Source organism: Stenotrophomonas sp. 63632_Sma (assembly GCF_056482875.1).
Genome location: NZ_CM151220.1, coordinates 1,606,143 through 1,618,642, shown reverse-complemented (window position 1 = coordinate 1,618,642; position 12,500 = coordinate 1,606,143). Strand labels below are relative to the sequence as shown.

Annotated in this window: 15 protein-coding genes; all 15 read left to right on the top strand. The window is 66.4% G+C overall.

The genetic code is table 11. The annotated features are described in order from the left end of the window. The first annotated feature begins 15 nt into the window (after window positions 1-15). The 15 genes from ACZK45_RS07440 (at window position 16) to ACZK45_RS07370 (ending at window position 12,490) form a co-directional block, all read left to right on the top strand. Window positions 16-399, top strand: coding sequence for an integrative conjugative element protein, RAQPRD family (locus tag ACZK45_RS07440; RefSeq protein ID WP_023093438.1), 384 nt, complete (start codon window positions 16-18; stop codon window positions 397-399). Then, window positions 396-629: a TIGR03758 family integrating conjugative element protein gene (locus ACZK45_RS07435; RefSeq protein WP_009459672.1), complete on the top strand. Its 234-nt coding sequence runs from the start codon at window positions 396-398 to the stop codon at window positions 627-629. Before ACZK45_RS07440 ends, ACZK45_RS07435 begins: the two co-directional genes overlap by 4 nt. Window positions 630-639: 10 nt before the next feature. Further along, complete coding sequence (locus ACZK45_RS07430) at window positions 640-1,005, top strand: TIGR03745 family integrating conjugative element membrane protein (RefSeq protein WP_430280334.1); 366 nt, start codon at window positions 640-642, stop codon at window positions 1,003-1,005. 11 nt (window positions 1,006-1,016) lie between these two features. Continuing rightward, window positions 1,017-1,415 carry a TIGR03750 family conjugal transfer protein gene (locus ACZK45_RS07425; protein ID WP_023093436.1) on the top strand — a complete coding sequence of 133 codons (399 nt, stop codon included), beginning with the start codon at window positions 1,017-1,019 and terminating at the stop codon, window positions 1,413-1,415. Continuing rightward, a complete protein-coding gene (locus ACZK45_RS07420) occupies window positions 1,412-2,101 on the top strand; it encodes a PFL_4703 family integrating conjugative element protein (RefSeq protein WP_023093435.1) in 690 nt (229 codons plus the stop codon). Before ACZK45_RS07425 ends, ACZK45_RS07420 begins: the two co-directional genes overlap by 4 nt. Continuing rightward, on the top strand, window positions 2,098-3,024 hold the full coding sequence (locus ACZK45_RS07415) for a TIGR03749 family integrating conjugative element protein (protein ID WP_023093434.1): 927 nt from the start codon (window positions 2,098-2,100) through the stop codon (window positions 3,022-3,024). The genes ACZK45_RS07420 and ACZK45_RS07415 overlap by 4 nt, the downstream gene beginning before the upstream one ends. Beyond that, entirely contained in the window at window positions 3,014-4,444 is a 1,431-nt protein-coding gene (locus ACZK45_RS07410) for a TIGR03752 family integrating conjugative element protein (RefSeq protein WP_023657222.1), read from the top strand. The genes ACZK45_RS07415 and ACZK45_RS07410 overlap by 11 nt, the downstream gene beginning before the upstream one ends. Next, entirely contained in the window at window positions 4,425-4,865 is a 441-nt protein-coding gene (locus ACZK45_RS07405; protein ID WP_009459662.1) for a TIGR03751 family conjugal transfer lipoprotein, read from the top strand. The genes ACZK45_RS07410 and ACZK45_RS07405 overlap by 20 nt, the downstream gene beginning before the upstream one ends. Then, a complete protein-coding gene (locus tag ACZK45_RS07400; RefSeq protein ID WP_023093432.1) occupies window positions 4,865-7,732 on the top strand; it encodes a conjugative transfer ATPase in 2,868 nt (955 codons plus the stop codon). Before ACZK45_RS07405 ends, ACZK45_RS07400 begins: the two co-directional genes overlap by 1 nt. 13 nt (window positions 7,733-7,745) lie before the next feature. Further along, window positions 7,746-8,510: a DsbA family protein gene (locus tag ACZK45_RS07395; RefSeq protein ID WP_023093431.1), complete on the top strand. Its 765-nt coding sequence runs from the start codon at window positions 7,746-7,748 to the stop codon at window positions 8,508-8,510. A 175-nt stretch (window positions 8,511-8,685) separates the two neighbouring features. Next, entirely contained in the window at window positions 8,686-9,180 is a 495-nt protein-coding gene (locus ACZK45_RS07390) for a JAB domain-containing protein (protein WP_023093430.1), read from the top strand. A 162-nt stretch (window positions 9,181-9,342) separates the two neighbouring features. Next, window positions 9,343-9,789, top strand: a complete 447-nt coding sequence (locus tag ACZK45_RS07385) for a TIGR03757 family integrating conjugative element protein (protein ID WP_023093429.1) — start codon at window positions 9,343-9,345, stop codon at window positions 9,787-9,789. Continuing rightward, the gene (locus ACZK45_RS07380; RefSeq protein WP_023093428.1) at window positions 9,786-10,733 is read left to right on the top strand and encodes a TIGR03756 family integrating conjugative element protein; all 948 of its coding nucleotides are present in this window, start codon (window positions 9,786-9,788) and stop codon (window positions 10,731-10,733) included. Before ACZK45_RS07385 ends, ACZK45_RS07380 begins: the two co-directional genes overlap by 4 nt. 9 nt (window positions 10,734-10,742) lie before the next feature. Continuing rightward, window positions 10,743-12,137, top strand: a complete 1,395-nt coding sequence (locus ACZK45_RS07375) for an integrating conjugative element protein (protein WP_023093427.1) — start codon at window positions 10,743-10,745, stop codon at window positions 12,135-12,137. Between the two features lie 5 nt (window positions 12,138-12,142). After that, window positions 12,143-12,490, top strand: a complete 348-nt coding sequence (locus ACZK45_RS07370; protein WP_086247884.1) for a hypothetical protein — start codon at window positions 12,143-12,145, stop codon at window positions 12,488-12,490. The last annotated feature ends 10 nt before the right edge of the window (window positions 12,491-12,500 follow it).

Below are 12,500 nucleotides of genomic sequence, written 5' to 3'. Positions count from 1 at the left end.
CACAGGAATGGCGCGATGTTGGCTCCGATCTGGCTGCGCGCCGCGCATCGCGGCGTGCCCACTTTTCTCGTGACGGTCCTTGTGTTGGGCCAGTCCTCGATGGCGTTGGCCGAGTCCCCAGCGCAGCGTCAGGAGCTGGTCGCAGCGCTGCGCCAACTCGACGCGCTGGAGCACACGGTCACCGACAGCGCCGCGCATGCCCCCATCCAGCCGGGCGAGCGCTACCACTTCGACTACCCGAGGCTGCTGGCTGACCTGGCGCGCGTGCGCGCCGGCATCCAGGCCCATCTCACACCGTCGCGCGCCCAGCCGCGCGACCCGTCCGAATTGACCGGCGACTACCGCACGGAGCGGGTCGTCCCGCCATCACCGCCGACGACCGCGGAGGGCAAGCCATGAACGGCGCCCAGGTCTCGGCATTTCAAGCCAACAGCGGCATCGCACCTTCAGCGATGGCGACCGTCCTGGTCGGCGTCGTGTTCGCGGTCCTGCTCGTCTGGGGCGTTTGGGCCATGCGAACGGCCTACGTGGGGTGGTCCGAGAGCCGCCTCAACCAACGCCAGTTCCTCGGCGTCTGCATCCGATTCGTCGCGATGTACCTCGTCCTGACTTTCTTCCTCCTCTCCTGACCTGAAAGGCATGACCATGCACAACCGCATCCTCACTTCCCGTCTTGCCCAGCGCGCCGCCGTGGCCTTGGGCGCCGCTGCGCTGCCCGCGCTGTCGTTCGCGCAGGGTCTGCCGCAGTTGGAGAACCCGACCCGCGGCACGGGCAACGGCATCATGGAAACGATCCGTAACTACGGCTACGACATCATCATGCTCGTGGCCCTCCTGGTCGTGGCGTCGATGTTCATCGGCGTCTGCTACCACGCCTACGGGACCTACGCGGAAATCCACACCGGCCGCAAGACGTGGGGCCAGTTCGGCCTCACGGTCGCCATCGGCGCCGTCCTGCTCGTGATCGGCATCTGGCTGCTCACCGAAGCCACCGGCATCCTGTAAGCGAGGCTGGTATGTCCGAGCAGCAGCACGTCCGTGCGGATGGGACCGTGACGTTCCTTCCGCACCGGCTCAACCGCCATCCCGTTGTCGTGCGCGGCCTCACCGCCGACGAGCTGTGGATCTGCTGCGGCTTGTCCGGCGGCGCCGGCCTGCTGGTCGGCGCGCCGCTGTCGTGGGTGTTCCGCACGATCGCGCTAGCTCCCACGTTCGTCGTCCTGGGCGTGGCCTTGGGCGTGTTTATCGGCGGCGGCATTCTCCGCCGCCTCAAGCGCGGGCGTCCCGACACCTGGCTGTATCGGCAACTGCAATGGCGCATTGCGACACGTCATCCACTGATGGCGGGTTGGGTGGGCGGCCATGTGCTGATCTCACGTTCCGGCTTCTGGACCACCCGAAGGAGCGCGCGATGAGCCGCTTCAAGAACGAGATCACCCACCTGCAGGCGCACATCAAGACGCTTCGCCTGGGGACTGGTGCCCTGATCATCGTCGCCCTGGTCATGGGTGGCGGCTGGTGGAGCGCTCCGCGCGATCTGACCATCCACGTTCCGCCTGACCTGCGCTCCGGCAGTACCAGGAAGTGGTGGGAAGTGCCGCCCGAATCGGTCTATGCGTTCACGTTCTACGTGTTCCAGACGCTCAACCGCTGGCCGACGAATGGCGAAGAGGACTACGCGCGCAACCTCCACACGCTCTCGCCGTACCTCACCCCGTCCTGCCAGGCCTTCCTGCGCGCGGACTACGACTACCGCCGCAGCACGGGCGAGCTGCGCCAGCGCGTGCGCGGTATCTACGAAATCCCCGGCCGCGGCTACGGCGACGACCCCACGGCCCGCGTGCGCGTGGTTTCCGACCGCGACTGGGTAGTGACGCTGGACATCACCGCCGACGAGTACTACGGCGCCGAGCAAGTCAAGCGCGCTCTGGTGCGCTATCCCGTGAAGGTCACGCGGGTGGACGTCGATCCTGCCCGCAACCCGTTCGGCCTGGCGCTCGACTGCTATGAGGGCGCGCCCCAGCGCATCAGCACGCCGGAGCCGACGCGCCCGGCGTCTGGCGGCCTGTCTCCGCAAGCGCCTCAAGGAGAAATCCCATGAAGCATCCTGTACTCACGTTGCTGGGGCTGTTGGCAGTGGCCGCGGCTCCCGCTGTCCAGGCGGTGGAGATCCTGCGCTGGGAACGCATGCCGCTGGCGTTGCCGCTGAAGGTCGGCCAGGAGCGCGTCGTGTTTATCGACCGCAACGTCCGCGTGGGCGTGCCCGCGGGCGTCGGCGAGCGCCTGCGGGTGCAGAGCGCGGGCGGTGCGGTGTACCTGCGCGCCAGCGAGCCGATCGAACCCACGCGGCTGCAATTGCAGGACGCCGACACGGGCGCGCTGATCCTGCTGGACATTGCGGCGGAGCCAGCCAAGGACGGGGAAGCCGAGCTGGAACCAGTGCGCATCGTCGAGGGCAACAGCACCCCGGCGCGCTATGGCGATCAGCCCGGCGATGACAACGAAGCTCCGGCGCGCGCCCAGGACCAGGCCGGCGCGCGAGCGGCGCGACGCGAGACCCCGGTGCCGGTTGTCCTGACGCGCTTCGCCGCACAGAACCTCTACGCGCCGCTACGCACCGTGGAGCCGCTGCCGAGCGTCATGCGGGTGAACCTGCGCCGTGACCTCGACCTCGGCACGCTGATGCCGACGCTGCCCGTGCGCGCGGTCGCGCTCGCGTCGTGGCGTCTGGAAGACCAGTGGGTGACCGCCGTGCGCCTGACCAACAGCAGCAGCGGCTGGATCACCCTGGACCCGCGCGTGCTGCAAGGCGATTTCCTCACCGCCACCTTCCAACACGAGGCGCTTGGTCCCCGCGGGACGCCCGAGGACACGACCGTCCTGTACCTGGTGACGCGCGGGCGTGGCCTGGCGCAATCGCTGCTACCAGCGGTCAACCGCTTCGACCCGGCCGTGCATCTCCCACAACCGGAAGCCAGTTCCCAGGATGGCACCGACCGCAAGGAGGTCCGCCATGCGCAGTAATGGACTCCTGAAGTGGCTGATGATCCCGGTTGCCGTGCTGGTGCTGTTCGTCGCCATCCGGCTGTTCTCGGGTGGCAGCACTTCGGCACCACCGACCGCGGATGCCGGCGCCAAGCTCACTCCAGCGGAAATGAAGGCGCTGGGCATCGAGGGCGATACCCCGCGCGACACCGTGGCGACGCTCGTTGCTCAAGTGAAGCAGTTGCGCACCGAGCTTCAGACCGCGCTCTCGGACAACAAATCCCAGCGCGAAGAAAACCAGCGACTGCGCCAGCGCGAGAACTCCATTGACCAGCGCATCAATTCGGCCCTCGACTCCGAGCGCACTAACCTACGTCGCGACCAAGAGCAGGCAGCCAGCGCGCGCCAGCAGACCGAAGGGCTGCTTGCCGACCTGCAACGGCGCCTGGACAGTATCGGGGGACGTGGCGGCGGCCATGCCGACCTGCCGGTGGGTCTGGGGCTGCGTGACGGCGACGAGGCCGGCATGGAAGGCGGCGTGCGCTGGGTCGAACCCGACGATGCGAGGAAAGTCGAGGGGCGCAACAGCAGTCGTGGCACGGGTAGCGGCATGAGCTTCCCGACGAGCTTCGGCCCCGCACAGAGCACGTTGGAAACCACGGCGGAAACCGTGGCGAACGCAGGCGCACGCGCCGCAGGCGTGAAGAGCGCCAAGGCGGTCTATACCGTACCGACCAATTCGACGCTGATGGGGTCGGTGGCGATGACGGCGCTGATCGGCCGCGTGCCGATCGACGGAACCGTCAACGATCCGTACCCCTTCAAGGTGTTGGTCGGATCGGACAACCTGACCGCCAATGGCATCGACATTCCCGACGTGGCCGGTGCCGTGTTCAGCGGCACCGCATCGGGCGACTGGACGCTCTCGTGCGTGCGCGGCCAGGTACGCAGCATCACCTTCGTCTTCCACGACGGCACGATCCGCACCATCCCCGAAGACCGCGACGGCAACCAGCAGAACAACCAGCAGCAGAACTCTCAAAGTGGAGGCCTGGGCTGGATCAGCGACCCATACGGCATTCCCTGCGTCAGCGGGGAGCGTCGCAGCAACGCCCAGCAGTACCTTGGCTCGCAAGCCCTGATTACCGCCGCCGGTGCCGGCGTCGCCTCGCTGATCGACAGCGACAGCGGCCAGATGTCCTACGTCGGCGCCGACGGCTCCATCGGCAGCGTCGGCATCTCGGGCAATGAAGCCGTGGGCCGCATCCTGGCCGGTGGCGTGCGCGACATGGCCGACTGGGTGAACAAGCTATACGGCCAGGCCTTCGCCGCCGTCTATGTCCAGCCCGGCGCGAAGGTCGCCGTCCACCTCGAAAAGCCGCTTGCCATCGACTTCGATCCCGAAGGCCGCAAGGTCGATCACCGCGCAGGAGAAAGCCATGCTCTCGAACTTGAATAAGGGCCTGGCGCTGGCCCTCGCCGTCGCGGTGCTCGGCGGCTGTGCCACCAGCAAGGAAAAGCTGCTCCCGCACGGCGATAGCACGATGATGGACATCTGGCAGCAGAACGCCGGCGACGGCAGCGGTGGCGCCGGCCAGGTGGCGCGCAGGCAATTGCTCGATGCACGCCAGAGCCTGCGCCGGCCGCTGACCGAGGCCGACGTGGAGGCCGCACCCGCCGAACAGATGCGCTACACGCGCACGGCGCGAAACGAGGTCTATCGCCAGTTCCACCGCCTGCCGAACCCCGACCTTGTCATGTATGTGTACCCGCACCTGGCGGGTACCGACCCCGTGCCGGTTCCGGGCTACACGACAGTCTTCCCCCTGTACCAGCGCGTGCAGTACGCCATGCCGGGCGAGCGCGTGGAGGACTACTGATGCGCTGGAAACTCCCTTGGCCGAAGCTGGCTGCATCCGATGGTGGCAATGACGAGCAGCCGGACGGCTGGCAGCGCCACGTCGAGGCGTTGCGCCAGGCCGGCATCGCCGAACCCGGAGCGACGATCCAGGGCCGCAAGCCGGCGACCGTGGCGGACGAGCAGGCGCTGTACGACGTCGCGCAGTCGTTCGCGGAGCTGCTGCCGTGGGTGGAGTTCCTGCCGCCGTCGAAGTCCATGCTGCTGGAGGACGGGCAATCGGTCGCAGCCTTCTACGAGCTGGTCCCGCTGGGCACCGAAGGTCGGGAGCCTGGCTGGCTCGCGCATGCCCGCGACGCGCTCGAAAACGCGCTCCAGGATTCGTTCGATGAGCTGGACGAGAACCCCTGGGTGCTCCAGCTCTACGCCCAGGACGAACCCAGCTTCGACCAGTACATGCAGACCCTGCGCAACTACGTGCAGCCGCGCGCTCGCGGCACGGCCTTCACCGAGTTCTATCTTCGCTTCTTCGGCCACCACCTGCGCGCGGTGGCCAAGCCCGGCGGCCTGTTCGAGGACACGGTGGTCACGCGGTTGCGCTGGCGCGGCCAGACGCGGCGCGTGCGCATGGTGGTCTATCGCCGGGCCACCGGTCAGGCGAACCGCCGTGGCCAGACACCCGAGCAAATGCTGAACATCGTCTGCGATCGCCTTTGCGGCGGCCTGGCGAACGCCGGCATCCAAGCCCGGCGCATGGTCGCGGCCGATGTTCACGACTGGTTGCTGCGGTGGTTCAACCCACGCCCCACGATGCTCGGGCCAAGCGCTGAGGATCGAGAGCGCTTCTATGCGCTGGCCCGCTATCCCGACGAGGTGGAGGAAGGCGAGATCGAGCTGGCGAGTGGTCGGGATTTCAGCCAACGGCTGTTCTTCGGTCAGCCTCGCTCCGATGCCGGGCACGGCACCTGGTACTTCGACGGCATGCCGCACCGTGTGCTGGTCACCGACCGACTACGCATGCCGCCCGGTACGGGACACCTGACTGGCGAAACCCGCAAGGGGGATGCGATCAACACGCTTTTCGATCAGATGCCCGAAGACACCACGATGTGTCTGACCATGGTGGCGACGCCCCAGGACATCCTCGAATCGCACCTGAATCACCTGGCTAAGAAGGCTGTCGGCGAAACACTGGCATCGGAGCAGACGCTCAAGGATGTGCAGGAGGCGCGCTCGCTCATCGGCAGCGCGCACAAGCTCTACCGCGGCACGCTGGCCTTCTATCTGCGCGGACGCGACGAAGCCGAGCTTGACAGGCGCGGCCTGGACCTCGCCAACGTGATGCTCAACGCGGGGTTGCAGCCCGTGCGCGAGGACGATGAAGTCGCGCCGCTCAACAGCTACCTGCGCTGGCTACCGTGCTGCTACAACCCTGCGCAGGATCGGCGGAACTGGTTCACCCAACTGATGTTCGCCCAGCATGTGGCGAATCTCTCGCCGGCGTGGGGTCGCAGCCAGGGTACGGGCCATCCGGGCAACACGTTCTTCAACCGCGGTGGCGGGCCGATCACGTTTGATCCGCTGAACCGCTTGGACAGGCAGATGAACGCCCATCTGTTCCTATTCGGCCCCACCGGCTCGGGCAAGAGCGCAACGCTCAACAACCTCTTGAATCAGGTCACGGCCATCTACCGGCCGCGGCTGTTCATCGTGGAAGCCGGCAACAGCTTCGGTTTGTTCAGCGACTTCGCCAAGCGCCTGGGTCTGACCGTAAACCGAGTCAAGCTGGCTCCTGGCTCAGGCATCAGCCTGGCGCCGTTCGCCGACGCTCGCCGGCTGATCGAAACGCCCAGCAACGTGCAGACGCTTGATGCCGATGCACTGGATGAAGAATTGCCAGCCGATTCCTCGGTCATGGAGGAGGACGAGCAGCGCGACGTGCTGGGTGAACTGGAGATCACGGCACGGCTGATGATCACAGGCGGCGAGGACAAGGAAGAAGCTCGGATGACGCGGGCCGATCGCTCGCTGATCCGCCAGTGCATCCTCGATGCCGCCGAGCACTGCGTGGCCGAGAAACGCACGGTGCTCACGCGCGACGTGCGCAACGCGCTGCGCACGCGCGGCCAGGACCCGACGCTGCCCGAGATGCGGCGCGTGCGGCTGCTGGAGATGGCGGACGCGATGGACATGTTCTGCCAAGGCACGGACGGCGAGATGTTCGATCGCGATGGCACGCCGTGGCCCGAGGCCGACATCACGCTGGTGGATCTCGCGACCTATGCTCGGGAGGGCTACAACGCGCAGCTCTCCATCGCCTACATCAGCCTGATCAGCACGGTGAACAACATCGCCGAGCGCGACCAGTACCTGGGCCGTCCGATCATCAATGTGACCGACGAAGGCCACATCATCACGAAGAACCCGCTACTCGCGCCCTACGTCGTAAAAATTACAAAAATGTGGCGCAAGCTAGGGGCCTGGTTCTGGCTGGCTACACAAAATATCGACGATCTGCCGCGTGCCGCGGAGCCCATGCTCAACATGATTGAGTGGTGGATCTGCCTGTCGATGCCGCCCGATGAGGTCGAGAAGATCGCACGCTTCCGCGAACTCTCACCCGCGCAGAAAGCGCTGATGCTTTCTGCGCGCAAGGAGGCGGGGAAATTCACCGAGGGCGTCATCCTCTCCAAGAGCATGGAAGTGCTGTTCCGCGCCGTGCCGCCCAGCCTGTACTTGGCGTTGGCGCAGACCGAACCCGAAGAGAAGGCCGAGCGCTACCAGCTCATGCAGCACTACGGCTGCACCGAACTGGAAGCGGCCTTCAAGGTGGCCGAGAAGATCGACCAGGCGCGCGGCATCGAGTCGCCGGCCCTGGAACTGTCGTAAGACGGAGAACGCCATGGAACAGAAACGTCCTTCCATTCCGATGCAGGTCCAGGCGTTCCGCCGCCGCAACGGGCGGCCCCGCTGGCCCTGGGCATTGGCTGCTGTGCTGGTCGCGCTGCTGCTGATCTGGCTTGTGTCGAGGTCGCCCGGCGAATCCCCGCCGCAGCCGCCCACGCCGGTCAGCATGGCACCGGTGGCCGGGCCGCCCTGGCTAATGGGCAACCCCAAAGGCCGTTTCACGCTGACGCTCTATGCTGACCTGGAGTGCCCGTTCTGCCGGGAGTATTTCCCGCAGCTCAAGCGGTGGGTGGGCACCAACGCCGACGTGGCGCTGCAATGGCACCACCAGCCGCTGGCCGCGCACGAGCCGGCTGCGTCGGCCGAGGCACGTCTGGCCGAATGCGCAGCCGAATCTGGCGGGCATGCCGCGTTCTGGCAGGCGGTCGAATGGGTCTATGCCCACACGCGCAGCGACGGCCAGGGCTTGCCGGATGGCTTGCGCTACCCCGAATCGACGCCAGCCATCGAGCAGTGCATGTCAAGCGAAAGACCCAGTGCGGCTATCCGCGCCCAGGCTGCGGAAGCCACCAAGAGCGGCGTAACCGCCACTCCATCACTGCGCCTGCTCGATCGCCAGACGGGCCAGGCCATCCTGCTGCAGGGACCGATCGAGGGCGACGCCTTGTTGTCTGCCATGGACATGCTGGCGGCTGATGGTCCGACCGGCACACCCCCATCCGAAATGCCTGCCGACGTCGTCGGCGACATGCCCAGGTAGCCCCGGTCTTCATGGCTACGGCGCAGTCCGCTGCGCTGACCGCAACCCGTTCGCCTCGCATCCTGGTCGCGAACGATCACCGCTGCCGCGGTGATGGATGCACCTTGTTCGTTCCCCAGGAGGGCTTGCCCTCCCAGGGCGCGCGCCCTCCGATCTCACCGTCTGGAGGTTCGCCATGTCTTTCGTCGTCAACGACTCCTGCCTGGAGTCGCTTTCCGCCACCGCTGCCCAACACGAGGACTGGATCATCCAGCAAGCCATCGTGCTGCTGGAGAGGCGGGTTTTCAAAGCTGGACCGTGCCTCAGCCGACCGGCCGCTGTGCGGGACTACCTGCGCCTGAAACTGGTCGCTGAGCCCAACGAGATATTCGCCGCTGTGTTCCTGAACAGCATGAACCAGGTGCTGGCCTACGAGCCGCTGTTCAAGGGCACGATCAACGCGACTTCGGTCTATCCACGTGTCGTCGTACAGCGTGTGCTGGAGCTGAATGCCGCCGCGGTGGTCTTCGCCCACCAGCACCCCTCGGGCATCTCCGAACCGTCGAGCGCGGATCGCATGCTGACCCAGCAACTGCAGGCCGCGCTGGCGCTCATCGATGTGCGGGTACTGGACCACATCATCGTCGGCCAGGGTTCCCCGTTCTCCTTTGCGGAGTCCGGCCTGCTGTAACGGTCGCATTGCTTCATTGATCCTCGCGGAGGCTTCGGCCTCCGTTTTTTTATTGGCGCGGGACAAGCAGGTATGCGGGCAGCCCGCGATGCGCATTGTTTGTTGGGGTGGCATGAGGTTCGCGTTTGACTATGGCCCTGATCAACTTTCGGGGCACGCGACATGCCGGCATCCTTTTCCACGTTCGCGTCGGGCTGGCGAACCCTTGGCCTGGTTGTGGCGCTGCCGGCGTCCCTGGCCGTGTTCAGCCCCGTCATCTTCGCGGCCGACGTATTGGTCGTCACCGACAGCCACCACCCGGTCAAGACCATGGGCGGCGAGCGGCTGATCGAGCTGGACGAAGCCCGCCGGATTGAAGCGGAGCTTTCTGCTGAACTGCCCGCCGCCCCCGAACAGGCGGCGGCCACCGTCAAGCGTCGGCTGAACCAAGGCGGCGCCGACCTACAGCGCCGCATCGCTTCCGCATACCAAGGCGTCACCGACGCATGGAGCCTGGGCATCACCAGCATCCCGGCTGTCGTGGTGGATCAGCGCTACGTGGTCTATGGCGAGCCGGATGTGGCGCGCGCCGTCGCGCGCATTGAGCAGCGTCGGAGGGCCCAGCCATGAAGCGGCCATTCGACCTTATGCGCCGCATGCGGGCTGGCGTGGCTTCCTTGCTGCTGCTCAGCGCCACGGGTAGCTACGCCTTGAACACCACCGCCATCGTTGCCTCGGTGGCCTCGCCCGATTGCTTGGAGTACCGGGTGGTGGGTATCTGCTACTGGCTCTACTGCACCTGGGGAGGCTGCACGGTGCGCACCTCTGTCAAGGTGCGCCACTACATTCCCGATGCGGTCGTCTCCAGCTACAGCAACACGGGCGAGAACCCGTGGGTCGAAGTCCGGGCGATGAGTACGGCCAACCCGTCCGCCCAAGCGGGCGGCGATGGAACGACGAACGAGGATCACGAAAACAATCTCGCGAAATTCAAGAACGCCGACGTGATCGGCCATCCCGGCGTCGAGGTGTTCAACCAGTTTGTTTCGTCCTCGGGCTACTTCTGCGAGGGCGCGGGAACGGCATTCATGCCGTATCTGCTCAGCACCTTGGACACGCTTGCCTGGCGCTACAACGTGCCCGAGATGGCCTACCCGGAGGCATTGATTCCCGGCATGCGCGAGGTCGGCGCACGCACCACGATGAACCTTTGGGGCAACGTGTATCCCCGCGGCGGCTTCCTACACCAGACCGACGACCACAAATCGGGAGCCGTGGTGGCCCAGCGTGCGGGCGATGTCGTCACGCGCCGCGGGCAGTTGCACGTGTACCAGCCGCTGCTTGCCAATGCCCGCGATGGCTACTGGCCCGCCGGCGCGCTGATGGAGGGTGATGCCTCGACTGGCAAGTGGCAGGAACTCACGCCCGTCCTGTCCTCGTCCTGCACGGTTTTCCCACGCACCGGCTTCCTGACCCAGGCCCAGCAAGGCGACTACGCCTGGGCGCTGTGGCGGCCGTATGCCTGCTGCGAACGCCGTGGACAGGTGTTCCTTGGCAGCGTTGATTTCCTTTGAGGTGTCGCGATGAAGCGTTCCGAATCTATGCAGTTCTCCCCACCGGCTCGTGGCAAGAGGATCTGTTTGGCGCTTACCGGCGCGTTGGTTCTGGCAAGCGGCGTGGCCTGGGGCCAACTGGGCTACCAGACCAGCGGCAACGTCATCGGCGATGACGTCATGTATTCCATCGGCGGCGGCAGCGCCGTTTCGATGGGTCGCGCAGCCGGCATGCGCTCGCTCGGCGTGGGTGTCGGCTGGAACAGCAATCTGATCTGCGGCGACATGAGCATCCAGACCACGTTGAAGAATCAACTCAACGGTGTCACCAATGGCTTTCAGCAGATCATGTCCTCGGTGATCCAGAGTGCTACGAGTGCTGTGGCGTCCCTGCCGGCGTTGATCATCCAGCGGGCAGATCCAGGCCTCTACAACCTGCTCACCAACGGCGTTCTGCAAGCGCGGCTGGATTTCGACCGCTCGAAGCTGACGTGCCGCGCCATGGCCGAAAAGATGGCCGAAACGGCGGGCGGCCAACTCGGCTGGAGCCAGATGGCCGAAGGCATGGCGTTGCGTGATGCAGTGTCGAGCACGGATGCCGTCTCGGCCATCGAGCAGGCCGAGACGCGCCGTGGCAACGATGGCGTGCCCTGGGTCGGGGGAAGCAATGCCGGCGGCTCCGGTCAGCCCGCGATCAAGGTGGTCGGTGACGTCACCCGCGCGGGCTACAACCTGGTCAATGGCCGCGGGGTGACCGACACGTCGGCAATCGCTCCGGCCAGTTGCACGAGCCTGTCGTGCCAAACCTGGACCACGCCGCAGGCGGCCATCGAGTGGGCAACACGGGTGCTCGGCGAGAAGGAGCAGCGCACCTGCGACGCCTGCACCAAGACGGAGACGGTGCCCGGCGTCGGGCTGACGCCCCTGATCCAGGAGGAGTACGACGCCAAGCTGCAGGCGCTCCAAGACCTGGTATCCAAGGCGAAGAACACGACGCCCGAAAACCTGCGGGAGGCCGGCAGTGCGTCGCTGCCCATCACGCGCGGCGTGGTCGAGGCACTGCGCGACGAGCCGGATCAGCACCTCCTGTCGCAGCGCCTGGCGTCCGAGGTTGCGCTGGCGTCGGTGCTGGAGAAGGCGCTACTGCTGCAACGCACTCTGCTGACCGGCAAGAAGGAACCCAACGTGGCGGCCAACCAGCTCGCCGTGGAGGCGGTGAACCACGAGAGCGACACGCTCGATCGCGAGATTCGCAACCTCAAGACCGAGCTGGAGCTGCGCCGGGAGCTGGCGAACAACTCGCCCATGGCGATCATCCAGCGCCACGGCACGCGCGCGGCGGGCTCGCGTGGCATCTACGAAGGCGATCCAGTGCCTGACCGCCTCGATCAGTTGCAGAAGGGCAATCCGGGAGGCCGGCCATGAGCCTGATGCGTGCGACCTGGCTGCGCCCGCGCTGGCTGTTCAGCCGGCGCGCAGCGAAGGCGCTGCTGTGGACGGTGGTACTCGCGGCCGTCGCCGTGAGCGCCAACATCGTTGGCATCTACCTCGTCGGAAGCGTCGCGGGCTGGGAGCGTTGGCTGGCGGCAGCAGCGGGCTACTTCCTGGTCTGGCGGCTGTGCCTGTATGGCGCGACGGCCTACGGCTGGGTCTGGATGCGTCGCCGGCTGCTTGCGCGTGAGGACGACGCGCAAGCGCGGCGCCGCCTGGTGCGCAGCGAGATCGCCGGCGTCGTTGCCATCGTGGCGCTTGAAGCCAGCCTGTTGATGCAGGGTTGAGGGGAGGGCC